This window comes from Sphingomonas sp. IBVSS2, assembly GCF_002127225.1.
Lineage (GTDB): Bacteria > Pseudomonadota > Alphaproteobacteria > Sphingomonadales > Sphingomonadaceae > Sphingomonas.
This window is the reverse complement of the sequence record NZ_NFUR01000003.1, coordinates 447,593-470,418: the sequence shown is the minus strand read 5'-3', so window position 1 is coordinate 470,418 and position 22,826 is coordinate 447,593. Positions and strand designations below refer to the sequence as shown.

Genomic DNA, 22,826 nt, shown 5'->3' with positions numbered 1-22,826 from the left:
AAAGCGAGATGCCGGACTACCCGATCTCCGCGCGCAGTTCCGCGAACAAACCCGGAATCTTCGTCAGCCGCTTCTCCTCTTCGTCGAGGATCGCGTGGAACGCCCGGCGCTTGATCGCCACGGCACGCTCCTCGGGCGGCCGGGTGGCGGGATCGAGCGTCGACAGCACGATGTCGATCAGCCGGTCCGCGCCGTGCAGGCGCCCCCAGAGATAGTCGTTCTCGCGATAGGCCCGGCTGAAGAAGGCGCCGAAACTGTTGAACTGGATCCCCTTCAGCGTCGCCTCGGCGCCGCCGGCCCGGATCGCGGTGGCGTCGTCCGGGGCGATGCGGTCGACCCGGATCGGATCGAACTCGTCCACGCCCTCGCCCTGCAACAGGGGCAGCGTGGCGATGTCGTAGAAGGGAAAGCCCAGATGCGCGAGGAGGAGCGGGCGGCGCAGGTCCTTGGCGAGCGTGCTCAGCCCCTCCGCCAGCCGCGCATCGGTCTCGCCGTCGAGCTTCTTCAGCTGCATCCGCTCGGCCAGCCGGTCGAGGATCGGCCCGGCATCGTCGGTCATCATCCGAACCTCGTCGCGCAGGTCCGCATAGGTGTCGGCGCGCTTGAGCTCGAGATAGGCCGCGAGCGAATCATAGATCGCCTCGCGCATCGGGCGGAGCACGCCATGGCTGGTCGGCAAGTCGACTTCGGCGAGCCGGCGGGCGAGCAGGCGCAGGCGGCGGATGCGGAAGCCCAGGTCGTGGGCGCGCAGGAATTCCAGCGTCTCGGGGGAAGCGCCATGGGAAAGCGTGGCGCCGAACCGGTCCGCCCCGCGCGACTGGACCGTGGCGGCCAGCGCCTCGCGGATCTCGTGCAGCCGCTCGGGCCCGTGCCGCTCGCCCACCGTGTAGAGCAGCCGCGCGGTGCGATCGATCGCGCCCTCCACCTTCAGCAGGCCATAGGCGGTGTGGCCATAGCCGGCCTTGGCCGCCGCGGCGACCTGTGCGCGGCGGCGCCAGGTCGCGAGCCGCTTGGGCGTGGGATAGTCGAGCCACAGCGTATAGCCGAACAGCGCCTCGACCTGGGTTTCCACTTCGGCGCGGATCTCGGCGACGATGGCGAGCATCCGCTCGATCCGGTGCGAGCGCCGGGCGATCTCGTCGAGATTGTCGCGGATCGGCTGCTCGCGCGGCAGCTCGGAGAGCGCGCCGATGATCGTCGCGAAGAAGCCGGGCTTCTTGTCCGCCTCGGCGCCGTAGAAGTCGAAACGGAAATTGGGGAAGGGATCGACGAAGATGAAGCGCCGGTCGACCTGGCGCCGGGCCGGCCGCTCCTTGAGTGCTTCCATGGCCGGGCGGAACGGCGCGTTGGCGAGCACAGATCCGTCGATCAGGATCGCCTTCTCGGCGCGGCTGTCCGCCCATTGGCGCGGCAGGACGCGCTCGAGAAAGGCATCGCGCTGCGGCCAGGCCTGTTTCCGTTCGGCGAGCAGATCGTCCATCTCGCCCACCGTCATCGGCGGGAAGGCGCCGGGGAAGCTGGAAGTGGCCCGCGCCGCGAAAGTGAGGCTGGCGGCATCGGCGAAACGCTCGCCCGGCAGGCCGTGATCGGTGAAGGAGAAGACCAGCCGGTGCTCGTTCTCGATCACGGAAGCGGGCGAATTGAGCCGCAACGCCTCGGGATGGCCGCGAAAATCGGTGACGGTGACGAACAGGTCGAGCGGCTGCCCGTCGGGCAGCAGGCGCTTGTCCCTGGGGCCCTTGGCCATGGCGGCGAAGGCATCGAGGATGGTGTTGGCCAGCCGCTTGCCGCCAAAGGGCGGCTCGAACCAGCGCGAGCGGACGAAATGCTCGAGCTTCAGGCGCACTTCGTCGCGCGCCTCGGCCTCCACCGTCTCGTCCACGGTCTTGGAACGGTTGGCGACCAGCCAGGCGATCGGCACCGCCCAGATCTTGGCGAAGCGGTGCGACGGGCGCTGGCGCGGCTCGAGCAGCGCCTCGACGTCCGCATTGTCCATCCACAGGTCGGTGAGCGGATCGAGCGACTGGCCGGTGGCGATGGCCTGGGCCAGGAACACCGTGTTGATGCCGCCCGCGCTGGCGCCGGCGAGGATATCGACGAGCACCCGCAGGTTGACGCCCGACGTCTCGCGGATCTCCTCGATCAGCTCGCGATACACGTCGGGCCGGCCGTCCGCCCCGTCGCGCTCGGCACAGCTGGCGCGGGCGAGGCGCCAGACCTCCTTGGTGATGCCGTGCATGTACACGGCCAGGCTGATGCCGCCGTAGCAGACGAGCGCGAGGCGCAGTTCCTTGTCGCGGGTTTCGGTCATCAGGCCTTTTGCAGTGTCGCCCAGATGGGCAGGTGATCGGAGGCGGTACGCGCTTGGAGGCTATCGTGCACGCCGGCATCGGTGATGGTCAGTTCCGGGCTCGCCATGATCCGGTCGAGCCGGGCCACCGGGCGGCGGGCATGGAAGCTCTTGCCGGTGGCGGCGAAGGCGAAGTGGCCGGCAAAGTCGCGCAGGCACCCGGACTGGGCGCTCCACTCGTTGAGGTCGCCCATCAGGATCGTCGGATATTGGTGCGTGCTCGCCTGGAGATGCGTGATGATCGCGTGCGCCTGGCGCCGTCGCCACAGGCCGGACAGGTCGAGATGCATGCCGACCACGCGCACCACCGGCCCGCCGGCCAGGCGCAGATCTGCCATCACTGCGCCGCGCGGCTCCAGTGCCGGCAGGTGGATCGCCTCGCAATCGAGGATCTGCGCATCCTTGCGCACGAGCAGCGCGTTGCCATGCCAGCCCATCGAGCGCGCCTTGGTGCCGAGGGGGACGGGCTTGTAGTCGCTATGCTCGGCGAGGAGATGCTGGGTGAGCACCGCCGAACGCTCGCCGAAGCGGCGATCGGCCTCCTGGAGCGCGACGATATCGGCATCGATCTCGCACAGCACCTGCAGCGTGCGCTCGGGACGCCGCCGGCGGTCGGTGCCGATCGACTTGCGCATATTGTAGCTGGCGACCTTGATCATCGGCGCCCCTTATCGCGGGGCTTGCGGAACATGTGCAAGGCCTCAGCTCGGATGTGCCTCGGCGCTGCCCTGGCTGGCCGCTTCATGGGCGGCCGCCACGAGCCGGCGGCCGGTCTCCGCCGCGGCGCCCGGCGTCATCGCGATGGCGACGCCGTCGGGGCCGTCGAGCAATACCACGCCCTGCTCGGCAGTCGCGACTCCCGGATCCTCCGCGGGCTCGGCGGGCGAGATCTTCTGTCCCATATTTTCTCCGTTCGCCATTTCCCGCCACAGCAAGGCGGGGAACTGAGGACAAACTCGGGTGAACGGGAAAATATCCAGGGGCTGAAAGGAAGATCGCGTATATCAGCGACCGCCGGCTTCCAGCAGGCGGCGCGGGGCGGCGAGTTCCCAGCTGCGCGCGATCCGGTCGCCGGTGAAATCCCAGTCGATGTCCGGCCCGGCGAGCGAGATGCCCACCCAGCCGACGCCGAAATAGGCGACCCTGGAATAGGTTTCGGGCGCGATGTCGATCAGGTTGGGACCTTCCTCGTCATCGGCGGTCTTCACCGCGACGATGGTGCGGCCGTCGCCATGATGGTCGTGGCGGAACTGGGCGAACTGCTTGCCGGCGACGAAGAAGGTCGGCTGGCCGTGGCTCGGCCGTTCCTCGGCCTCGGGAAGCTCCAGCGCGATCGCGCGGACCTGGGCGAGGGCGGTTTCCGGATCGGGGCTCAGCGGCATAGGAACTCGGCGACTATCCGTGGATAGAGCCGATGTTCCTCCTTGAGCACGCGTTCCGCAAGGCTTTCCGGCGTATCGCCGGGAAGGATCGCCACTTCGGCCCGGCCGAGCACTTCGCCGCCGTCCAGTTCCTCGGTGACGATGTGCACCGATGCGCCGCCATGGCTGTCGCCCGCCGCGATCGCCCGGGCATGGGTGTCGAGCCCCTTGTATCTGGGCAGCAGCGAGGGGTGGATGTTGACGATCCTGCCACGCCAGGCCCGGACGAACGCGTCGGTGAGCAGGCGCATATAGCCGGCCAGCGCGATCGCCTCGACGCCCGCTTCGCGCAGGGCCGCGTCGATCTTCGCCTCATACTCGGCCTTGGCCATGCCCTTGGGGCTCTGCGCGAAGGTGGCGATGCCCTGTCCGGCCGCCCAGGCGAGCCCTTCCGCCGCCGGCCTGTCACTGGCGACGAGGGCGACTTCGTAGGGGCAGTCGGGCGCCTTCGCGGCCTCGACGAGCGCAGCCATGTTCGAGCCGCGCCCGGAAATCAGGATGCCGAGCTTCTTCTTCACTTGTCCCCCTTCCGCTTGCGGGAGGGGTTAGGGGAGGGCCTGTACCAGGCAAGGGAGGACGAGCCCTCCCCCGACCCCTCCCGCAAGCGGGAGGGGAGATCAGGCATTGTGCGTGGCGCTCCAGTCCGAACGCGCGCTCCAGGTCTCTCCGTCACCGAACACCGTGCAACCACGTTCGCCCTCGACGACTTCGCCGATCGCGAACACCTCTTCGCCCGCCGCGTAGAGCGCTTCCTTCACCGCGTCCGCCAGTTCGGGCGCCACCACCGCGACCATGCCGATGCCGCAGTTGAAGGTGCGCGCCATTTCCTCGGGCTCGATATTGCCCTGTGCCTGCAGGAAGGCCATCAGCCGCGGCAGGGGCCAGGAGCCGGCGTCGATCTTCGCATGGCAGCCCTCGGGCAGCACGCGGGGGACATTTTCGAGCAGGCCGCCGCCGGTGATGTGCGCAAGGCCGCGGATATTGCCCTTGCGAAGTTGCGGAAGCAGGCTTTGCACATAGATGCGCGTGGGGGCCATCAGCGCGTCGAGCAGGATCACGTCCTGGTCGAACAGGGCGGGGCGGCCCATCTTCCAGCCCTTGTCGGCGGCGAGGCGGCGGACCAGCGAAAAGCCGTTGGAATGGACGCCGGTGGATCCCAGGCCGAGCAGCACGTCGCCGGGCCGGATCGCGCTGCCGTCGAGCAGCCGGTCGCGTTCCACCGCGCCGACGCAGAAGCCGGCCAGGTCGTAGTCGCCCTCGGCATACATGCCCGGCATCTCGGCGGTCTCGCCGCCGATCAGCGCGCAGCCGGCCTGGCGGCAGCCCTCGGCGATCGAAGCGATCACGCGCTCGGCCGTCTCGGGCACCAGCTTGCCGCTGGCATAATAGTCGAGGAAGAAGAGCGGCTCGGCGCCCTGGACGATCAGGTCGTTGGCGCACATCGCGACCAGGTCGACGCCGACGCCGTCATGCGCGTCGTGATCGATCGCGAGCTTGAGCTTGGTGCCCACGCCGTCGTTCGCGGCGACCAGCAGCGGATCGGTGAATCCCGCCGCCTTCAGGTCGAAGACCCCGCCGAACCCGCCCAGATCGGCATCGGCGCCGGCGCGGCGCGTGGACTTGGCGAGCGGGCCGATCGCGCGGACCAGCGCGTTGCCGGCCGCGATCGAGACGCCCGCCTGGGCATAGGTATAGTTGTTCTGGTCGCTCATGCCGGGCGCTTAGCGCCATCTTCCCGATACGGGAAGTAACACCGTGCGTTACATCTACGCTTGGATTTCCCCGCTCGCTTCGCCAAAAGGGCCGCTGCATGACCCTTGCCCGCAAATCCCTCACCATCGGCATCGCCTCCGCGCTCGCGCTTGCGGGGCTGGGCGCCGTGTTGGCCGAGGGCGATGGGAAGAGCGGCGGCGGCAGCGCCGTGCCGATCGATGCCTCGGGCAGCTTCGAGGTGTCGGGCGTCGATGTCGACGTGAAGGGCAAGGATGCCGATGCCGCGCGCTATGGCGGCTGGCGGCTCGCCCAGCGGAAGGGCTGGGAGATGCTGTCGCGCAAGCTGACCGGCAAGCCTTCCACCATGTCCGATTCGGCGCTCGATTCGCTCGTCACCGGCATCGTCGTCGAGAAGGAGCAGATCGGCCCGACGCGCTACATCGCGCGTCTCAGCGTGCTGTTCGATCGCAACAAGGCGGGTGGGATCCTGGGCGTCTCGGTGGCGGTCAACCAGTCGCCGCCGATGCTGATCGTGCCGCTGGAATATTCGGGCGGCGCGGGCCTGGTGTTCGAGCGCGAGACGGCCTGGGCGCGCGCCTGGAACCGCTTCAAGAGCGGCGGCAGCACGGTCGACTATGTCCGCGTGCAGGGCAACGGCCCCGATTCCATGCTGCTCAACGCGGGCCAGGTGCTCCGCCGCGGCCGCAACTGGTGGCGCTCGGTGCTCGATCAATATGGCGCGGCCGACGTGCTGATCGCCGAGGTGCAGCTGCGCCGCGAATATCCGGGTGGGCCGATCATTGGCATCTTCTCGGCCACGCACGGCCCCGATCGCCGGAAGATCGCCGATTTCGCGCTGCGCGTCGACAATGGCGATTCGCTCGATACGCTGATGGATGCGGGCGTCCAGCGGCTCGACAAGGCCTATCAGCAGGCGCTCGCGCTCGGCCAGCTCGGCACCGACCGGCTGCTCGCCACCCGTCCGCCGGGCGCGAAGGCCGAGGAAAAGCCCAGCGACGAGGCGACCGAGGCGGCGACGCCTACGCCCGAGCCCAGCGTGGCCGCCGGCACCGCGATCAGCGTCCAGTTCGACACGCCCAATGTCGGCTCGGTCAATGCCGGCGAGGCGGCGTTGCGCGGCATTCCGGGCGTGCGCTCCGCGGTCACCTCCAGCCTGGCGCTGGGCGGCATCTCGGTGATGCGCGTTTCCTATGACGGCCAGATCGCCTCGCTGCACGCGCAGCTGGAGGCGCGGGGCTGGAGCGTGCAGGAAGGGCCGGGGGTGCTCCGCATCCGGCGCGCCGGCGGCGGCGGTGGCGCCCAGCCGGCACCCACGCCGCAGGCGACGGAAGCGCCGAACGGCGGATGACGCAGCTTCGCCTGCCGCTGGGACTGCCCGAAGCGCGCGAGACGGAATTCCTGGTCAGCGACTCCAACGCCCGCGCCGTCCACCAGCTCGAACATTGGGGCACCTGGCCCGTCATGTCGGCGCTGCTCACCGGCCCGCGCAAGTCCGGCCGCAGCCTGCTGGCGCGCATCTTCGCGGCGAAGACCGGCGCGCGCATCTTCGACGATGCCGATCTCGGCAAGGAGGCCGAGGTCTTCCATGCCTGGAACCAGGCCCAGGCCGAGCATCGCCCGCTGCTGATCGTGGCCCAGGCCGCGCCGCCCGCCTGGGCAGTGAAGCTGCCCGATCTCAAGTCGCGTCTCGCCGCCTCGCCGCTGCTGGAGATCGGCCCGCCCGACGACGCGCTGATCCCCCAGCTGCTGGAGCGCACCTTCGAGCGCCACCTGCTCCACGCCAAGCCGGACGTCATCGCCTGGATCGCCCGGAGGATCGAGCGCAGCCATATCGCGATCCTGCGCGTTGCCGATGCATTGGAGCTCGAGGCGGGGCGGCGCTTGTCGATCCCGGCGGTTCGCGCCACATTGGCCGCGGCTGGTCTCATAACCGAAACGGACGGTGATTAACGGCGATGGCCAAGGCAGCGAACAGGCAGGCCGTCGAAGGGATCCAGATGACCGAATTGCCGGAGAATTCCACGCGTTACTTCAACCGCGAGCTCAGCTGGCTCGCCTTCAACCGCCGCGTGATGGAAGAGGCGACCAACCCCGCCCACCCCCTGCTCGAGCGGCTGCGCTTCCTGTCGATCTCGGGCTCGAACTTCGACGAGTTCTTCATGGTCCGCGTGGCGGGCCTGATGGGCCAGCAGCTCCAGAAGGTCGAGGCACGCTCGGCTGACGGGCTCACGCCGGGCCAGCAGCTCGCCGCCATCTCCGCCGAGGCCGAGATGCTGGCCGACAACCAGCAGGCGGTGTGGACCGCGATCCGCGCCGACCTGGCCGAGACCGGCATCCACGTCCTCGATGCCGATGCCATCGAAGGGGATACCGAGGCCTGGCTGGAAGGGCATTTCCGCGACCAGATCTTCCCGATCCTCACGCCCCAGGCGCTGGATCCCGCCCACCCGTTCCCGTTCATCCCCAACCAGGGATCGAGCGTGATCTTCGACCTGGTCCGCAAGTCGGACCGCGAGCCGGTGCGCGAGCTGGTGCTGCTGCCCACCGCGATCAAGCGTTTCGTCCGGCTGCCCGGCAATCCGGCGCGCTATGTCGCGGTCGAGGCGGTGCTCAAGCATTTCTCGCACCTGCTCTTCCCCGGCTACACGTCGCTCGGCGCCGCGGCCTTCCGCGTGCTGCGCGACAGCGACATCGAGATCGAGGAAGAGGCCGAGGACCTGGTCATGACCTTCCGCTCGGCGATCAAGCGCCGGCGGCGCGGCCGGGTGATCCGCCTGGAGATGGAGGAGAGCATCTCCCCCGAGCTGGAGGCGGTGCTCAAGGAAGAGCTGGGCGGCAGCGAGGCGCTGCTCACCGAGACCGGCGGCTTCCTGGGTATCGGCGATCTCGCCATGCTGGTCGACGAGGATCGGCCCGACCTGAAGTTCACGCCCTATTCGGCGCGCTTTCCCGAGCGCATCCGCGAATATGGCGGCGATTGCTTCGCGGCGATCAAGGCCAAGGACATCGTCGTCCACCACCCCTATGAGAGCTTCGACGTGGTGCTCTCGTTCCTGGGCCAGGCCGCTGCCGATCCGGACGTGGTGGCGATCAAGCAGACGCTCTACCGCGCAGGCAAGCAGCCCGCAGTCATCAACGCGCTGATCGCCGCCGCCGAGGCCGGCAAGTCGGTCACTGCGGTGGTGGAGCTGAAGGCGCGCTTCGACGAGGAACAGAACCTCTATTGGGCGACCGCGCTGGAGCGCGCCGGCGTCCAGGTCGTCTATGGCTTCATCGACTGGAAGACGCACGCCAAGGTCTCGATGGTCGTGCGGCGCGAGGGCAATGGCTATCGCACCTATTGCCACTTCGGCACCGGCAACTACCATCCGGTCACCGCCCGCATCTATACCGATATCAGCTTCTTCACCGCCGATCCGCGGGTGGGGCGCGATGCCGCGCAGATCTTCAACTACGTCACCGGCTATGTGGAGCCGCACGGGCTGGAACTGCTCGGCATCTCCCCGCGCGACCTGCGCAACCGGCTGGTCGCGATGATCGACGAGGAGATCGCCCATGTCCGTGCCGGCCGTCCCGGCGCGATCTGGGCCAAGATGAACTCGCTGGTCGACCCCGCGGTGATCGAGAAGCTCTATGAGGCGAGCAACGCCGGCGTGGAGATCGAGCTGATCATCCGCGGCATCTGCTGCCTGCGCCCCGGCGTTCCCGGGATGAGCGAGAACATCAAGGTCAAGTCGATCGTCGGCCGTTTTCTCGAGCACAGCCGCATCTGGGCGTTCGGCAACGGCAAGGCCCTTCCGAACGACGGCGCCAGGCTGTTCATTTCCTCGGCCGACTGGATGCAGCGCAACTTCGATCGCCGTGTCGAGTTCATGCTGCCGATCCTCAACAAGACGGTGCATGATCAGGTGCTGGACCAGGTGATGGTGGCGAACCTGCTCGACAATGAGCAGAGTTGGGTGCTCCAGCCCGACGGACACTATACCCGCATCGTGCCGGGCGAGGACGGCAGCTTCAACCTGCACCGCTATTTCATGACCAACCCGTCGCTTTCCGGGCGCGGCGCGGCGCTCGAATCGCGCAAGCCGGTTCCCAAGCTCCAGCTCAAGCGCCGCCGCGATCCGGCAAAGGCCAAGGCCAAGGCATGAACACCGTGCCGTTCCGCAGGGCGCGCGCGAAGCCGGAGGGGATCGAAGGCCGCACCGCGATCATCGATATCGGCTCCAATTCGGTGCGCCTGGTGGTGTATCAGGGTTCGGCGCGGCTGCCGGCGACCCTGTTCAACGAGAAGGTGATGGCGGGCCTGGGTCGTGGCCTGGCCGAGACGGGAGCGATCGACGCCGCCAGCCTGGCCACCGCGCGCGGCGCGCTCGCCCGCTTCGCCACGCTCGCCCGCGAGATGCAGGTGGGCGAGCTGCGCACCGTGGCGACGGCGGCGGTGCGCGATGCCTCCAACGGGCGCGAACTGATCGAGGCGGCGCGCGGCCTGGGCCTCGAGGTCGAAACCCTGTCGGGCGAGGAAGAGGCGATGGCGTCGGGCCTGGGCGTGCTCTCGGGCATCCCGGAGGCCGACGGCATCGTCGGCGATCTCGGCGGCGGCTCGCTGGAGCTGGTGCGGGTCGTTGCCGGCACGGTGACCGATCGCGTGTCCTTCCCGCTGGGCGTGCTCCGGCTCGGGGCGATCCGCGCGGAGAGCAAGACCGCGCTCGATCGCCGGGTCGCCCGGTTGCTCGGCGACGCCGGGTGGAAGGGGCGGGGGAAGGGGCTGCCCTTCTACCTGGTCGGCGGCTCCTGGCGCAGCCTTGCCCGGCTCGACATGCACCTGAAGCATTATCCGCTGCCGATCGCGCATCAATATCCGATGGCGGTCGCGCGGATCGGCGAGCTGGCCAGTTCGATCGCGGCGATGCCGCGCGCCGATCTGAAGGCGATCCCGAACATCTCCAGCGCCCGTATCGGCTCGCTGGAGGACGCGGCGCTGCTGCTCGCCGTTGTGCTCCGGCAGCTCGGCAGCAAGGGGACGATCGTCTCGGCCTATGGCCTGCGCGAAGGGCTGCTCTTCCAGCGCCTTTCCTCCGAGCAGCGCCAGGAGGATCCGCTGATCGCGGCGACTCGCGACGAAGGCGAGCGGCTCGGCCGTTTCCCGGAACATGGCGACTTGCTCGACCGGTGGATCGCGCCGCTCTTTGCCGGCGAGCCGCATGAACTGGCCCGCCTGCGCCACGCCGCCTGCCAGCTGGTGGATGTCGGCTGGCACGCCAATCCGGAGTTCCGGGCGGAGCGCGGCCTGGACGCGGCGCTGCACGGTAATTGGGTGGCGATCGATTCGATGGGCCGTGCGGCGCTGGGGCAGGCGCTCTATACTGCGCTGGGCGGCGGGCTCGACACGCCGGCGCCGCTGCCGCAGCTCGCCGATGACGACACGCTGTGGCGCGCCAAGCTATGGGGCCTCGCCATCCGCCTCGGCCAGCGCCTGTCGGGCGGCGTCGCCGCGCCGATCAAGCGCTCGGAGCTGCACATGGATGAGGAAACGCTCGCCCTCTGCCTCGATCCCGAGGATGAAGCGCTCTATGGCGAGGCAGTGGAGAAGCGCCACAAGGCGCTCGCCGCCGCGTTCGGCAGGGAACCGATCCTGGAGGTGTGACCGCGTCGCCCGGAGCGCTTCGCCACCCTCGCCGCCGCGGGGATGGCGATCCCGGGCGCTCCGCCGGACGCTATACGCAGCGCATCCCGGTGATCCGGCCGCGCTGATTGACGTCCACGGTCAACCGGTCGCGTCGATAGTCCATCGTCACCGCGTCGCCCGGGCCCACCACGCGGACCGACGATGCCCCGCTGCGCGCGCGCAGCCGCGACTGGAGCCGCGGCGATATCTGCGCACCGACAAATCCCTGGACCGCGCCCGCATTGCAGATTCGGGGTCCCGGCATCGGGCCGGGATGGCCGTCCATGCAGCCAGCGACCAGCAGGGCCGTCGCGATCATGCCGATAGCGCGCATCAAGTCTCTCCTCGATCGCCCCCCGGCCGTGCCGCTTATATCCCGGCAGCGAAACGAAGGGGAGAGGCGTTTCAGCCGCAATGGGTGGAGTCGATCTTCCCATCGGTGCCGAGGTGCAGGTTCAGCCGGTCGGGCCGGAAGTCCATCGTCGCGGCCGCATCGGGCTCGAGCCAGCGCACGGTCCTCGCGCCCGAGAGCCGCAGCGCCTCGGCCTCCACCTCGGGGCCGCGCGGCTTGCCGGTCAGCCCGCCCAGCCGCTCGGCATTGCATTCCACGCCGGGCACCGCCCTGGGCGGCGTCTTCGGCGCGCAGGCGCCCAGCGCGAGCAGGGTAGCGGCGAGCGGAAGGGCGAGACGGATCATTCCCCGGGTTCCTCGGTTCGGGTCATCTTGAGCTTGCCGTTCTTCACGGTGAATCCCAGCTGCCCCTCGACGAGCGCGAGCGCGTCGCGCCCGAACTGCTCGTAGCGCCAGCCGTCGAGGATCGCGAGCCCTTCGCGCACGCCTGCCGCCAGCGACTCGAGATCGTCGGAACGGGCGAGCAGGCGCGGCGCGACGTTGATCTCCTTGGCGCGGATCTTGAGCAGCAGCTTGAGCAGGTCCGCGACCAGCGCGCCGTCCTTGCCGAGCGAGGGCTTGCGATCGTCGCGCGGGGGCAGCTCGTCCGAAGACATCGGCGTCGCGCCCTCGAGCGCGGCCATCAGCCGTCCGCCGATGTCGTTGCCGGCCCAGGCGGCCGAGAGACCACGCACCTTGCCCAGGTCGCCCTGCTTGCGCGGCGGGTTGCCGGCGAGGTCGGCCAGCGTCTCGTCCTTGACGATGCGGCCGCGCGGCAGGTCCTTGCCCTGTGCCTCGAGCTCGCGCCAGCGGCCGAGCGCCTTGAGCCGCCCCAGCACTTCGGGCTTGCGGCTGGAGACGCGCACGCGCTGCCAGGCTTCGTCGGGATCATTGTGGTAGTTCTCGGGATCGGCGAGCCGCTCCATCTCCTGGTCGAGCCAGGCGCCGCGCCCGGTCTTCTTGAGCTTCTCCAGCATGCGCGGGAAGATCTTGGAGAGATGGGTGACGTCGGCGATCGCATAATCGATCTGGCGCTTGTCGAGCGGGCGGCGGCTCCAGTCGGTGAAGCGGGCGCCCTTGTCGATCTGGAAGCCGAGATAGGTATCGACCAGGTTCGAATAGCCGATCTGTTCGCCCAGGCCGAGCGCCATCGCGGCCACCTGGGTATCGAACAGCGGGTGCGGGGTCTTGCCGGTGAGGTTGTAGACGATCTCGATGTCCTGGCCGCCTGCGTGGAAGACCTTCAAAACTTCCTCATTGTCGACCATCAGGTCGAGCAGGGGCGTGAGGTCGATTCCCGGCGCCATCGGATCGATCGCGGCGGCCTCTTCGTCGTCGGCGATCTGGATCAGGCACAGCTCCGGCCAATAGCTGTTTTCCCGCATGAACTCGGTGTCCACGCAGATATAGGGCTTGTTGGCGAGGCGGGCGCAGAGGTTGGCGAGAGTCGCGCTGTCTTCAATCAGACCATGGATATGCATCCAAGGCCCATAACCGATCATCCGGCAAGAACAAAGATTCTGTGCGCATGGCGCTATTTGTCGATGAGCGGGCTCGGCTCGGGCGTCGGCGTGGGGCAATGGCGCAGCCTGGCCGGCGGGCAGGCCCGCACCGTTTGAGTCGCAGTCACTTCCTGCGGGCCGATCACCACGAGCGGGCCCGGCCCGGCGGCCGCCGGCTTGGGCTCGGGCGGATTGGCCGCCCAAGCGTAGAGGCCGAGGCCGAGGATCGCCACTGGCGTTCCGAAGCGGATCGCGCCTATCAGCCTGTCGAACTTCGCCTTCACGTTGGCGAATGCCACTTCGGGCAGGAAAACCGCGCGATAGGTGCGATAGTCCTCCAGGAACGCGTTCGATTCCGGATCGCTTTCGCTCTTCCGCGCAGCCTCTACCTTCGCCAGCAGCGCGTCGAGGTCCGCCACGCCGCCCGGCAACCGGCCGAGCCGCTTGGCGACGGCGTCGCGCACTTCTTCATGCTGCGGGTCGCCCGATCTGACGAATGTCTCGAAGCTGAAGCTCTCGACCGTGACCACCGCGAGCGCGCGGTCCAATATCCATGCGAGCCCGCCAAACCCCAGGGCAGCGCCCGCGATCACCAGGGACAGTCTGCCGGGAGTCTCGACGAAATCGAGGCTGCCAAGCCTCGTGAGCGAGCTTCCCGCCAATATCCCCACGGCAGTGGCGGTGACTCCACCGACCAGCCATTTGGCGGTATCGCGCAACCGCGCGGTCGCACTTGCGTTCAGCGCGGAAGAGTCGAAATCCGCCATCGCCTAAAGATTTGTAATCCCTTCACTTTTCCATTCGAAATCCGAATAGCCCGGATCGTCCGGCACGAATTTCGGCCGCAGGGGCTGTTGCGGCGGGGGCAGGGGGGATGAATCCGGCGGCGACGACGGCGCAGGTGCCGGCTTTTCCTTCTTGTCCCCCGCGGTTTCAGGCGTGTCTTCCATGACCCTTTCCCCCTGGTTGGCCTCCCTGGGGAGACAGAACACGATGCACGCGGCTTGACAATGAAGTTCTGATCCGGTGTGGCGGCGACCTTCTTTTCAGGACCCGGAAATCATGCACGCTTACCGCACGCACACCTGCGCCCAGCTCCGCGCCGCCGATGTCGGCCAGGAAGTCCGCCTGTCCGGCTGGGTGCACCGCAAGCGCGACCATGGCGACCTGGTCTTCATCGACTTGCGCGATCATTATGGCATCACCCAGATCGTCACCGAGGTCGACGGGCCGGCCTTTCAGGTGATCGAGTCGCTGCGTAGCGAATCGGTGGTGACGATGACCGGCAAGGTGGTCGCCCGCGCGGCCGAAGCGGTGAACCCCAACCTGCCGACCGGCGAAGTCGAGCTGCGCGTCACCGAGGCGAAGATCCAGAGCCAGGCGCAGGAACTGCCGCTCCCCGTGTTCGGCGATGCCGAATATCCCGAGGAAATCCGCCTGCGGAACCGCTTCCTCGATCTGCGCCGCGAGAAGGTCCACAAGAACATCATGTTGCGCTCGAGCGTGATCGCATCGCTGCGCCGCCGGATGATCGACCAGGGCTTCACCGAGTTCCAGACGCCGATCCTCACCGCGTCCTCGCCCGAGGGCGCCCGCGACTATCTCGTTCCCAGCCGCGTCCATCCGGGCAAATTCTACGCGCTCCCGCAGGCGCCGCAGATGTTCAAGCAGCTGCTGATGGTCGCCGGCTTCGACAAATATTTCCAGATCGCTCCCTGCTTCCGCGACGAGGACGCCCGCGCCGATCGCTCGCCGGGCGAATTCTACCAGCTCGACTTCGAGATGAGCTACGTGACGCAGGACGATGTGTTCGCCGCGATCGAGCCAGTGCTGCACGGCGTGTTCGAGGAATTCGCCGACTGGGAAGGCATGGGCCGCTCGGTCTCGGCGCTGCCGTTCAAGCGCATCCCCTATCGCGAATCGATGCTCAAATATGGCAACGACAAGCCCGACCTGCGCAACCCGTTGCTGATCACCGACGTGAGCGAGTTCTTCAAGGGCTCGGGCTTCGGCCGCTTCGCCTCGATCGTCGAGGGCGGCGACGTGGTCCGCGCGGTCCCGGCACCGAACACCCATGAGAAGAGCCGCAAGTTCTTCGACGACATGAACAGCTGGGCCCAGAGCGAAGGCTTTCCGGGCCTCGGCTATGCCACCCAGAAGGACGGCGTGTTCGGCGGCCCGATCGCCAACAACCACGGCCAGGAAGGCATGCAAGCCATCGCAAAGGCCATGGGTCTCGGCCCGAACGACGGCATCTTCTTCGCCGCCGGCAAGGAAGCTCAGGCCGCCAAGCTCGCCGGCCTGGCGCGCACCCGTGCCGCCGAGCAGCTCGAACTGATCGACAAGAAGCGCTTCGAATTCTGCTGGATCGTCGACTTCCCGATGTTCGAATATGACGAGGACGCCAAGAAGGTCGACTTCAGCCACAACCCGTTCAGCATGCCGCAGGGCGAGCTGGAGGCGCTGGAGACCAAGGACCCGCTCGACATCCTCGCCTATCAGTACGACATCGTCTGCAACGGCATCGAGCTGTCGTCGGGAGCGATCCGGAACCACCGTCCGGAGATCATGTACAAGGCGTTCGAGATCGCCGGCTACACCCAGGCGGACGTCGACACCAATTTCGCGGGCATGATCAACGCGTTCAAGTTCGGCGCGCCGCCGCATGGCGGCTCGGCCCCGGGCGTCGACCGCATCGTCATGCTGCTCGCCGACGAGCCGAACATCCGTGAGGTGATCGTCTTCCCGATGACGCAGAAGGCGGAGGACCTGATGATGCAGGCACCTTCGTTCGTCAGCGAGAAGCAGCTCAAGGAGCTCAACATCCGCCTCGCCCCCCAGGTGGCGGCGGACCTCGCCAAGAAGGGCACCGACGGCATCGTCGATCCCGCGGCGGGATGAGGAGGGATTTGTCATCCCGCCCTTCCTCCGCGGCGAAGGCGCAGGTTGAAGATAGAAAAATACAACCTACAGACATAAAACTACAATCAAGTTGAGCGAACCCGGCCGCCAGAGCCGGAGGCAGGAGTGGAGATGTTGGACGACAGTAACGCCAGGGCGCGTGCCCGGGCGGAGGCAACCATCGGGCTGGCCGATCTGTTCACCATCGGCATCGGCCCGTCGAGCTCGCATACCGTGGGCCCGATGCGTGCCGCCGCGGCCTTTGCCGAAGCGGCGCTGGATCGTGGCGCGCCGACCGCGGTCTCCTGCGAACTGTACGGCTCGCTCGCGCTCACCGGGCGGGGGCACGCCACCGACATCGCCACCATCCTCGGCCTTGCCGGCTACCAGCCCGAGAGTGTCGACCCCGACGCGGTGAACACGCTGGTCGCCACGATCCGGGCCGAGCAGCAGCTCGCGCTGGGCGGCCATGTCGTCGTGCCCTTCGTCGAGGGGCGCCACCTGATCTTCCGCGACGACAAGTTCCTGCCCGCCCATCCGAACGGCATGCGCTTCGTCGCGCACTATCCCGAGGGAGAGCCCTGGGAGACTTTCTATTATTCGATCGGCGGCGGCGCGATCGTCGAAGGCGGATGCGAACCGCCGCAGAGCAATGTGAAGCTTCCGTTCGCCTTCACTTCGGCGGCCGAACTGCTCGCGGTCGCCGAAGCCCAGGGCGCCTCGATCGCCGACATCGTCCGCGCGAACGAAGCCGCCTGGCGCGACGATGCCGAGACCGATGCATTCCTCGACAGCCTGCGTGCCGCCATGTCCGCATGCATCGATCGCGGCTGTCGCGGGGAAGGGGAATTGCCCGGCGGCCTCAAGGTCAAGCGCCGCGCCCGCGATCTGCACAATCGCCTGCTGGCGCGCGGGCCGCGCAGCGACCCCTCGCTGGTGTTCGACTGGGTGAGCCTATGGGCGCTCGCGGTGAACGAGGAGAATGCCGCGGGTGGCCGCGTCGTCACCGCGCCGACCAACGGCGCCGCTGGCGTGATCCCGGCGGTGCTGCGCTATTACGAGACCTTCTGCGCCAATCCCACGCCGGCGGGATCGCGCACCTTCCTGCTCACCACCGCGGCGATCGGCTTTCTCTACAAGAAGCGCGCCTCGATCTCCGCCGCCGAAATGGGCTGCCAGGGCGAGGTGGGCGTCGCCTGCTCGATGGCCGCGGCGGGCCTCGCCGCCGCGCTCGGCGCCACCAACGCCCAGATCGAGAATGCCGCCGAGATCGGCATGGAGCATAATCTGGGCCTCACCTGCGATCCCATTGGCGGCCTGGTCCAGATTCCCTGTATCGAGCGCAACACCATGGGCGCGATCAAGGCGATCAACGCCGCCTATCTGGCGATGCACGGTGACGGCAGCCACGTCGTCAGCCTGGATGCCGTGATCGAGACGATGCGCCAGACCGGCGAGGACATGCGCTCCAAGTACAAGGAGACCGCCCAGGGCGGCCTTGCGGTGAACGTGGTGGCCTGCTGAGCCTTTCCTGCCGCCATCCCCGCCAAGGCGGGGGGCAGGGCAACAGAGCGAGGCCCTTGCCACCGGCGCACGCTCAGGGGATCGTGCCTCCATGCGCATCGCCGTCTTCAACACCAAGCCCTATGACCGCCGCTTCCTTGCCGAGGCGAACGCCCCCTATGGGCACGACCTGCATTTCCTCGAACCCCGGCTGGAGCCCGCCACCGCCGGGCTGGCCGCCGGCCACCAGGCGGTGTGCATCTTCGTCAACGATACCGTCGATGCCGAGGTGCTGGAGACACTCGCCGCCGGCGGCACCAGGCTGGTCGCCCTGCGTTGCGCCGGCTTCAACAATGTCGATCTTGCCGCCGCCCGGCGGCTGGGCATCGGCGTCGTCCGCGTGCCGGCCTATTCGCCGCATGCGGTCGCCGAGTTCACCATCGGCATGATGCTCGCGGTCGACCGCAAGATCCCTCGCGCCTGGGCCCGGGTGCGCGAGAACAACTTCGCGCTGGACGGGCTGATCGGCCGCAACCTCCATGGCCGCACCGTCGGGGTGATCGGCACCGGCAAGATCGGCGCGCTGGTCGCCCGCAGTCTGCGCGCCGGTTTCGGCTGCGAAGTGCTGGCGAGCGATCTCTATCCCGATCCGGCGCTGGAGGCGATCGGGGTGCGCTACCTGCCACGCGACCGGCTGCTGCGCGCGGCGGAGATCGTCACGCTCCATTGTCCTCTCACGCCGGAGACGCGCCACCTGATCGACGGGGCGGCGATCGACGCTGCCCGGCCGGGGCTGATGATCGTCAACACCAGCCGCGGCGCGCTGATCGACACCGCCGCGCTGATCGAGGGCCTGAAGTGCCGCAAGGTCGGCGCGGTCGCGCTCGACGTCTACGAGCAGGAAGCCGACCTGTTCTTCGAGGACCTGTCGAACGAGATCGTCTCGGACGACATGTTCCAGCGGCTGCTCACTTTCCCCAACGTGCTGATCACCGGCCACCAGGCGTTCCTGACCGAGGAAGCGCTGGCCGCCATCGCCGAGACCACGCTGCGCAGCGCCGCCGACGCGGAAGCGGGCAGGCCGCTCGAAAACCGGGTCGATGCGGTGCGGATAGCGTCTTCGAAGTGAGAATGTCGGCTTTGGTCGCAGCGCCGTTCCCGAGGTGGCGGCGCGCCGGATAGTCCCGCCCCGCTCGTGTCGGGAGGGTTTTCATGCGCATGTTGGGAATGGCGGCCGCCTTGGCCATGGTCGCGGCGGTGCCCGTGCGGGCCGACGGGATCGACGACTATGTCCGCCGCCAGATGGAAGTGGGGCATATCCCGGGCGTCGCCGTCGCGGTGGTGCGCAAGGGCAAGGTCGAGACGGTGCGCAGCTACGGCCTCGCCAATCTCGAATGGGAGGCGCCGGTTACCCCCGAGACGCGCTTCCAGACCGCTTCGGCGACCAAGATCTTCACCGGTATCGCATTGATGCGGCTGGTCGAGGCCGGCAAGCTGCGCCTCGACGACACGCTGGACCGCTTCTTTCCCGATGCCCCCGCCGCCTGGCGCGGGATCACGATCCTCCAGCTCGCCAGCCACAGCTCCGGCCTGTCCGAGCAGCTTGGCGAGCATGAGGACAGTGTGGCGGCGACCGTTGCCGCCGCACAGAAGGCGCCGCTCGCCTATGCGCCCGGCACCGAGACGCGCTACGGCTTCACCGATTTCGTCGTGCTGCGCGCGGTGATGGAGAAGGCGGCGGGCAAGGGCATCGCCGCGATCTTCCGCGACGAGATCTGCGCGCCGCTCGGCCTGATGGACACCGGCTTCAACGACGAGCGTCAATGGGGGCCGTTCCGCTCGGCGCTGCCCCTGGCGCGGCGCGCGACCGTCCATGCCTGGAAGGATGGCGAGCAGCGGATCAGCGGCTTCCTCTATGGCGAGACCGGCTATGCGGCAGGCGGCCTGTTCAGCTCGGCCCGCGATCTCGCGGCACTGTTCGCGGCGCTCGATCGGGGCGAATTGCTCAAGCCCGAGAGCCGGGCGCTGCTCCAGACGCCGCCCCTGCTGAAGACCGGCAAGCCGGCGGGGTTCGGCGTGGGGTGGACCGCCGGCACCTGGCATGGCGTCAAGGTGGTGGGGCATAGCGGCGGCCCGGCGCTGGCCGACATCCTCCATGCCGAGGGGGAGGGGCTGACGGTTATCGTGCTCACCAACCAGCAGCGTTACTATCCGCTGCTGGCGCGCCGCGTCGCCGATTTCTATCTGCCCGCGCCGCCGCCGCCCGCGGCGCTGCCCGACGGCGCGCCCGCGCTCACCGCGCTGATGCGCGCCGCGCTGGCCGAGGCGGCGGCCGGCAAGCTCGATCGCGGCCGCTATGCCGCCAGCGCGCTGCAGGGGCCGGTGCCGTTTCTCGAGGATTTCGGCCAAGCGCTGCTCGCCGCGCTCGGGCCGGTCCAGCAGGTGAGTCTGATCGAGGATGCGCCGGGCAAGGACGAGCATGTCCGCCGCTACGCGATCACTTTCCAGAACCAGACGATGCTCTGGCGCTTCGCGGTCGATGCCGCGGGCAAGATCACCGATCTCCATCCTCCAATGGACGACTGATCATGGTTCGAAACCCGTGCATGTCGATCTTCGCCGTCGCGGCGCTGCTTCCCGGCCCGGCTGTGGCGCAGGAGGCTCCAGCGGCCCAGGCGCCACCGGTCGCCGCCCCCGCCCAGCCGCGCGCCCCCGCGAGGGACCCCGCCTGCACCGCGCTGCGCGCCGAGGTCTCCCAGATCGAGATCGACATCCAGCGTGAGGGCGTGGCGATGTCGAAACAGGCCAACGACATGCAGAAGAAGCTGCGGGCGCGCCAGGACACGATGCGCGCAGCCGGGCTGCTGTCGATGATACCGGGGGGCGGCATGGTCGGCTCGCTGGTGTCGCGGGCGGCGGGCGCCGGGATGCGCGGCATGCCCAAGGACATGCAGGCGTCGATGGATCGCCAGATCGCCCTGAGCGAACGCATGGTCGCCGCTTCCCAGGCGCTGCACGACAAATGCGGCGAGGATACCTATGGCCCGCCGATGTCGCCCGCGGAGATCAAGGCGATGCAGGCGGAGATGGCGGCCGACGCGCCGAACTGATCCGGCAGGCCGCTCAGTCGCGCGGGCGCGGCGGCGATCGCCGGCGCTGGCGCACTTCCGCAGGCGTCGGGTCCTCGCCATGGCGATTGGGGCCCGCCGTCCCGTCGCCCGCGAGCAGGACCAGGAGCCAGCCGAGCGAGGCAAGATAGAGCAGGTTGTTGGCGAACAGCAGGGGCAGCAGCGACAGGTTCGGCGCGCCTTGCGCGGCGTCGAACAGCCGTGGCATCAGCATCATGCCGATCGCAAGGAAGATCAGGGGCGGCAGCGCCCAGGCGCCGCTCTTCCCGCGATCGTGCAGCCGCCGCACCACCGCGGCGGCCACCAGCACCACGAAGACGAGCAGCACGATCGCCAATCCGGGCAGGATGCCCCCCATGTCGGGCATCAGCTCGGGATGGGAGCCGTGGATCTGGATCGAATAGGAGCCGGGGCCCTGCCGGACGGTGGCCTGGTCGGGATGCTCGGCCGCGAAGCGCTGCATCTTCGCCATCGTCCCGAGTATCGCCGGCATCGCGACCAGGGCGGAGGCGGCCATCGCCAGCACGAACAGCGTCAGGGCATAGGGCCAGAAGGTCTCGCGCGTGTCGCGCCCCGAAAAGCGCGCCAGTCCCGCAAGATTGTGCGTGATCGGCTTGAACATCGTGCTTCCCCCTTTTCTCGCCGGCCAGGATAGCGCCACGCGTTCCTGCTTGCCAGCGGGAGCGACAAGGCGGATCGTGCGTTCGGCGCGCATGGAGGCGGCATGAAGATTGATCTGGGCGACTATGAAGCGGGCAAGGATTTCGACGGCGATTATGACAAGGCGCTTGCCAAAATCCAGAAGCGGCTGAGCCATATCCACTATGCGCACATCGTCCATCGGCGCCGCGCGATAATCGCGTTCGAGGGCTGGGACGCGGCGGGGAAGGGCGGCATCATCCAGCGCCTTACCGCCGAATGGGACCCGCGCTATTACGAGGTCTGGCCGATCTCCGCCCCCACCCAGGAGGAATTGGCCCATCACTTCCTCTGGCGCTTCTGGCGGCGGTTGCCCGCCCAGCACAACATCGCGATCTTCGACCGCAGCTGGTACGGCCGCGTCCTCGTCGAGCGGGTCGAGGGCTTCGCCAACCGTGCCGAATGGGAGCGCGGCTATGACGAGATCAACGATTTCGAAGCGCAGCAGGTCACGGCGGGCACCACGCTGGTCAAGGTCTTCGTCCATGTGACGCAGAAGACCCAGGACAAGCGCCTTAGGGATCGGCTGGAGCACCCCTGGAAGCGCTGGAAGACCGGGCTCGAGGACTATCGCAATCGCGCCAAGCGTCCCCAGTATCTCGAAGCGATGCACGAGATGTTCGCGCGCACCAGCACCGAGCATGCGCGCTGGATCGTGATCGACGGCAACGACAAGAAGGCGGCGCGCATCGCCGCGCTCACCGCCATCGCCGACGTGCTGGAGGCGCATGTGCCGATGGAGCCGCCCAAGCTCGATCCCGAAGTGGAGAAGGTCGCGAGGAAGGCGCTGGGGCTCTAGGACTAGAAGACCTCGACGCCGGCACAGGGACGGCGCGTCGCACGGAGACAGCCGATGCTCGAACGCATAGCAGCCGGGCGTACCGATCTGGTCCTCGACTGGATCGAGGGGGGAGGCGCCTTCGATGCCCGGGTCGAGGGCGCCAGCCTCCTTCAATGGTGCGCCTATTATGGCGATGTCAGCGCGATCCGGTTCCTGCTTGGCCGGGGCGCGGCGCTGGCCGGGCTCGGTGAAGGGCTGGGCTTGAACGGCGCGGCCTTTCACGGCCATTGGCGACTCTGCGAATTCCTGCTCGAGCAGGGCGCCGACCCAAACCGTACGCTCGAGGATTGCGGCGAGGTGCCGCTGCATGCCGCGCTCAACCGCTTCGAGAGCATCGAGCACGAGCAGGTCGTTCGGGTATTGCTGGCCCATGGCGCCGATCCGAACCGGACGACGATCGATGGAGCGGAGACAGGCTGCTTCATGCGCGACTGCCGGACCTATGGCGAAGCGCCGCTCCACCGCGCCGCCGCCTTCGGTACGCGCGGATCGATCGAAGCGCTGCTCGCCGCGGGTGCGCGCTTGGACCAGGCCGATGCCCGGGGCGACTCGCCCTTGAGCTGGGCGAGCTGGGCCAATCGCTCGTCGGACATCCTCCGCCTGCTTTGTTTCGGCCCGCACCGCATCCACCCGGATCATAGGCCGATGCAGGTCAATCTGATCGGCCATCCGGTCGCGCCGGACTGAATCGC

Annotated in this window: 23 protein-coding genes; 11 read left to right on the top strand and 12 right to left on the bottom strand. The window is 68.3% G+C overall.

Features of this window, described 5'->3' with window-relative positions; translation table 11 throughout:
- Nucleotides 1-16: 16 nt before the first annotated feature.
- The 6 genes from CAP40_RS12470 to purM form a co-directional block, all read right to left on the bottom strand.
- Nucleotides 17-2,311: a patatin-like protein gene (locus tag CAP40_RS12470; protein WP_086129828.1), complete on the bottom strand. Its 2,295-nt coding sequence runs from the start codon at nt 2,309-2,311 to the stop codon at nt 17-19.
- Entirely contained in the window at nt 2,311-3,009 is a 699-nt protein-coding gene (locus tag CAP40_RS12465; protein ID WP_086129827.1) for an endonuclease/exonuclease/phosphatase family protein, read from the bottom strand. The genes CAP40_RS12470 and CAP40_RS12465 overlap by 1 nt, the downstream gene beginning before the upstream one ends.
- A 42-nt stretch (nt 3,010-3,051) precedes the next feature.
- Nucleotides 3,052-3,252: a hypothetical protein gene (locus CAP40_RS12460; RefSeq protein WP_086130091.1), complete on the bottom strand. Its 201-nt coding sequence runs from the start codon at nt 3,250-3,252 to the stop codon at nt 3,052-3,054.
- Between the two features lie 102 nt (nt 3,253-3,354).
- The gene (locus CAP40_RS12455) at nt 3,355-3,732 is read right to left on the bottom strand and encodes an MmcQ/YjbR family DNA-binding protein (RefSeq protein WP_256924163.1); all 378 of its coding nucleotides are present in this window, start codon (nt 3,730-3,732) and stop codon (nt 3,355-3,357) included.
- Nucleotides 3,723-4,244: a phosphoribosylglycinamide formyltransferase gene (purN, locus tag CAP40_RS12450; protein WP_086130089.1), complete on the bottom strand. Its 522-nt coding sequence runs from the start codon at nt 4,242-4,244 to the stop codon at nt 3,723-3,725. Before purN ends, CAP40_RS12455 begins: the two co-directional genes overlap by 10 nt.
- Nucleotides 4,245-4,388: 144 nt before the next feature.
- Nucleotides 4,389-5,483, bottom strand: coding sequence for a phosphoribosylformylglycinamidine cyclo-ligase (gene purM / locus CAP40_RS12445; protein ID WP_086129826.1), 1,095 nt, complete (start codon nt 5,481-5,483; stop codon nt 4,389-4,391).
- A gap of 98 nt (nt 5,484-5,581) precedes the next feature.
- Here purM and CAP40_RS12440 point away from each other — a divergent pair, with 98 nt between their 5' ends.
- From CAP40_RS12440 to CAP40_RS12425, 4 genes are read left to right on the top strand one after another with little or no spacing between them, the layout of a single operon-like run.
- Entirely contained in the window at nt 5,582-6,853 is a 1,272-nt protein-coding gene (locus CAP40_RS12440; protein WP_086129825.1) for a hypothetical protein, read from the top strand.
- Complete coding sequence (locus CAP40_RS12435) at nt 6,850-7,455, top strand: DnaA/Hda family protein (protein ID WP_086129824.1); 606 nt, start codon at nt 6,850-6,852, stop codon at nt 7,453-7,455. The genes CAP40_RS12440 and CAP40_RS12435 overlap by 4 nt, the downstream gene beginning before the upstream one ends.
- A 5-nt stretch (nt 7,456-7,460) precedes the next feature.
- Nucleotides 7,461-9,653 (top strand): RNA degradosome polyphosphate kinase, encoded by a 2,193-nt coding sequence (locus CAP40_RS12430; protein ID WP_086129823.1) that lies wholly within the window; start codon nt 7,461-7,463, stop codon nt 9,651-9,653.
- Nucleotides 9,650-11,149 carry a Ppx/GppA family phosphatase gene (locus CAP40_RS12425; protein ID WP_086129822.1) on the top strand — a complete coding sequence of 500 codons (1,500 nt, stop codon included), beginning with the start codon at nt 9,650-9,652 and terminating at the stop codon, nt 11,147-11,149. Before CAP40_RS12430 ends, CAP40_RS12425 begins: the two co-directional genes overlap by 4 nt.
- 70 nt (nt 11,150-11,219) lie before the next feature.
- On the opposite strand, the gene CAP40_RS12420 is transcribed toward CAP40_RS12425, so the two are convergent.
- The 5 genes from CAP40_RS12420 to CAP40_RS20185 form a co-directional block, all read right to left on the bottom strand.
- Nucleotides 11,220-11,504, bottom strand: a complete 285-nt coding sequence (locus CAP40_RS12420; protein WP_086129821.1) for an I78 family peptidase inhibitor — start codon at nt 11,502-11,504, stop codon at nt 11,220-11,222.
- A 71-nt stretch (nt 11,505-11,575) separates the two neighbouring features.
- Complete coding sequence (locus CAP40_RS12415; protein ID WP_086129820.1) at nt 11,576-11,866, bottom strand: I78 family peptidase inhibitor; 291 nt, start codon at nt 11,864-11,866, stop codon at nt 11,576-11,578.
- Nucleotides 11,863-13,041: a ribonuclease D gene (rnd, locus tag CAP40_RS12410; protein WP_086130088.1), complete on the bottom strand. Its 1,179-nt coding sequence runs from the start codon at nt 13,039-13,041 to the stop codon at nt 11,863-11,865. The genes CAP40_RS12415 and rnd overlap by 4 nt, the downstream gene beginning before the upstream one ends.
- Before the next feature lie 53 nt (nt 13,042-13,094).
- Complete coding sequence (locus CAP40_RS12405; RefSeq protein WP_086129819.1) at nt 13,095-13,829, bottom strand: hypothetical protein; 735 nt, start codon at nt 13,827-13,829, stop codon at nt 13,095-13,097.
- Between the two features lie 3 nt (nt 13,830-13,832).
- Nucleotides 13,833-14,012: a hypothetical protein gene (locus CAP40_RS20185; RefSeq protein WP_144034338.1), complete on the bottom strand. Its 180-nt coding sequence runs from the start codon at nt 14,010-14,012 to the stop codon at nt 13,833-13,835.
- Nucleotides 14,013-14,124: 112 nt separating this feature from the next.
- Here CAP40_RS20185 and aspS point away from each other — a divergent pair, with 112 nt between their 5' ends.
- The 5 genes from aspS to CAP40_RS12380 all read left to right on the top strand — a co-directional run bounded on the left by aspS (nt 14,125) and on the right by CAP40_RS12380 (nt 20,576).
- On the top strand, nt 14,125-15,963 hold the full coding sequence (aspS, locus tag CAP40_RS12400; RefSeq protein WP_256924160.1) for an aspartate--tRNA ligase: 1,839 nt from the start codon (nt 14,125-14,127) through the stop codon (nt 15,961-15,963).
- Nucleotides 15,964-16,095: 132 nt separating this feature from the next.
- Nucleotides 16,096-17,487, top strand: coding sequence for an L-serine ammonia-lyase (locus tag CAP40_RS12395; protein WP_086130087.1), 1,392 nt, complete (start codon nt 16,096-16,098; stop codon nt 17,485-17,487).
- A 91-nt stretch (nt 17,488-17,578) separates the two neighbouring features.
- On the top strand, nt 17,579-18,595 hold the full coding sequence (locus tag CAP40_RS12390; RefSeq protein ID WP_086129818.1) for a 2-hydroxyacid dehydrogenase: 1,017 nt from the start codon (nt 17,579-17,581) through the stop codon (nt 18,593-18,595).
- A gap of 83 nt (nt 18,596-18,678) precedes the next feature.
- Nucleotides 18,679-20,052: a serine hydrolase gene (locus tag CAP40_RS12385; protein ID WP_086129817.1), complete on the top strand. Its 1,374-nt coding sequence runs from the start codon at nt 18,679-18,681 to the stop codon at nt 20,050-20,052.
- A gap of 20 nt (nt 20,053-20,072) precedes the next feature.
- Nucleotides 20,073-20,576 (top strand): hypothetical protein, encoded by a 504-nt coding sequence (locus CAP40_RS12380; protein ID WP_086129816.1) that lies wholly within the window; start codon nt 20,073-20,075, stop codon nt 20,574-20,576.
- A gap of 13 nt (nt 20,577-20,589) precedes the next feature.
- Here the strand turns inward: CAP40_RS12380 and CAP40_RS12375 are convergent, their stop codons facing one another.
- Entirely contained in the window at nt 20,590-21,216 is a 627-nt protein-coding gene (locus tag CAP40_RS12375) for a DUF805 domain-containing protein (protein ID WP_086129815.1), read from the bottom strand.
- A gap of 102 nt (nt 21,217-21,318) precedes the next feature.
- Between CAP40_RS12375 and CAP40_RS12370 the strand changes: the two genes are divergently transcribed.
- Complete coding sequence (locus tag CAP40_RS12370; RefSeq protein ID WP_086129814.1) at nt 21,319-22,092, top strand: polyphosphate kinase 2 family protein; 774 nt, start codon at nt 21,319-21,321, stop codon at nt 22,090-22,092.
- A 54-nt stretch (nt 22,093-22,146) separates the two neighbouring features.
- Entirely contained in the window at nt 22,147-22,821 is a 675-nt protein-coding gene (locus CAP40_RS12365; RefSeq protein ID WP_086129813.1) for an ankyrin repeat domain-containing protein, read from the top strand.
- Nucleotides 22,822-22,826: the final 5 nt, after the last annotated feature.

Bases quoted from the DNA above. Each gene is read 5' to 3' on its own strand.
- CAP40_RS12470 (WP_086129828.1), bottom strand. From the start codon at position 2,311: ATGACCGAAACCCGCGACAAGGAACTGCGCCTCGCGCTCGTCTGCTAC.
- CAP40_RS12465 (WP_086129827.1), bottom strand. From the start codon at position 3,009: ATGATCAAGGTCGCCAGCTACAATATGCGCAAGTCGATCGGCACCGAC.
- CAP40_RS12460 (WP_086130091.1), bottom strand. From the start codon at position 3,252: ATGGGACAGAAGATCTCGCCCGCCGAGCCCGCGGAGGATCCGGGAGTC.
- CAP40_RS12455 (WP_256924163.1), bottom strand. From the start codon at position 3,732: ATGCCGCTGAGCCCCGATCCGGAAACCGCCCTCGCCCAGGTCCGCGCG.
- purN (WP_086130089.1), bottom strand. From the start codon at position 4,244: ATGGCTGCGCTCGTCGAGGCCGCGAAGGCGCCCGACTGCCCCTACGAA.
- purM (WP_086129826.1), bottom strand. From the start codon at position 5,483: ATGAGCGACCAGAACAACTATACCTATGCCCAGGCGGGCGTCTCGATC.
- CAP40_RS12440 (WP_086129825.1), top strand. From the start codon at position 5,582: ATGACCCTTGCCCGCAAATCCCTCACCATCGGCATCGCCTCCGCGCTC.
- CAP40_RS12435 (WP_086129824.1), top strand. From the start codon at position 6,850: ATGACGCAGCTTCGCCTGCCGCTGGGACTGCCCGAAGCGCGCGAGACG.
- CAP40_RS12430 (WP_086129823.1), top strand. From the start codon at position 7,461: ATGGCCAAGGCAGCGAACAGGCAGGCCGTCGAAGGGATCCAGATGACC.
- CAP40_RS12425 (WP_086129822.1), top strand. From the start codon at position 9,650: ATGAACACCGTGCCGTTCCGCAGGGCGCGCGCGAAGCCGGAGGGGATC.
- CAP40_RS12420 (WP_086129821.1), bottom strand. From the start codon at position 11,504: ATGCGCGCTATCGGCATGATCGCGACGGCCCTGCTGGTCGCTGGCTGC.
- CAP40_RS12415 (WP_086129820.1), bottom strand. From the start codon at position 11,866: ATGATCCGTCTCGCCCTTCCGCTCGCCGCTACCCTGCTCGCGCTGGGC.
- rnd (WP_086130088.1), bottom strand. From the start codon at position 13,041: ATGCATATCCATGGTCTGATTGAAGACAGCGCGACTCTCGCCAACCTC.
- CAP40_RS12405 (WP_086129819.1), bottom strand. From the start codon at position 13,829: ATGGCGGATTTCGACTCTTCCGCGCTGAACGCAAGTGCGACCGCGCGG.
- CAP40_RS20185 (WP_144034338.1), bottom strand. From the start codon at position 14,012: ATGGAAGACACGCCTGAAACCGCGGGGGACAAGAAGGAAAAGCCGGCA.
- aspS (WP_256924160.1), top strand. From the start codon at position 14,125: ATGCACGCTTACCGCACGCACACCTGCGCCCAGCTCCGCGCCGCCGAT.
- CAP40_RS12395 (WP_086130087.1), top strand. From the start codon at position 16,096: ATGTTGGACGACAGTAACGCCAGGGCGCGTGCCCGGGCGGAGGCAACC.
- CAP40_RS12390 (WP_086129818.1), top strand. From the start codon at position 17,579: ATGCGCATCGCCGTCTTCAACACCAAGCCCTATGACCGCCGCTTCCTT.
- CAP40_RS12385 (WP_086129817.1), top strand. From the start codon at position 18,679: ATGCGCATGTTGGGAATGGCGGCCGCCTTGGCCATGGTCGCGGCGGTG.
- CAP40_RS12380 (WP_086129816.1), top strand. From the start codon at position 20,073: ATGTCGATCTTCGCCGTCGCGGCGCTGCTTCCCGGCCCGGCTGTGGCG.
- CAP40_RS12375 (WP_086129815.1), bottom strand. From the start codon at position 21,216: ATGTTCAAGCCGATCACGCACAATCTTGCGGGACTGGCGCGCTTTTCG.
- CAP40_RS12370 (WP_086129814.1), top strand. From the start codon at position 21,319: ATGAAGATTGATCTGGGCGACTATGAAGCGGGCAAGGATTTCGACGGC.
- CAP40_RS12365 (WP_086129813.1), top strand. From the start codon at position 22,147: ATGCTCGAACGCATAGCAGCCGGGCGTACCGATCTGGTCCTCGACTGG.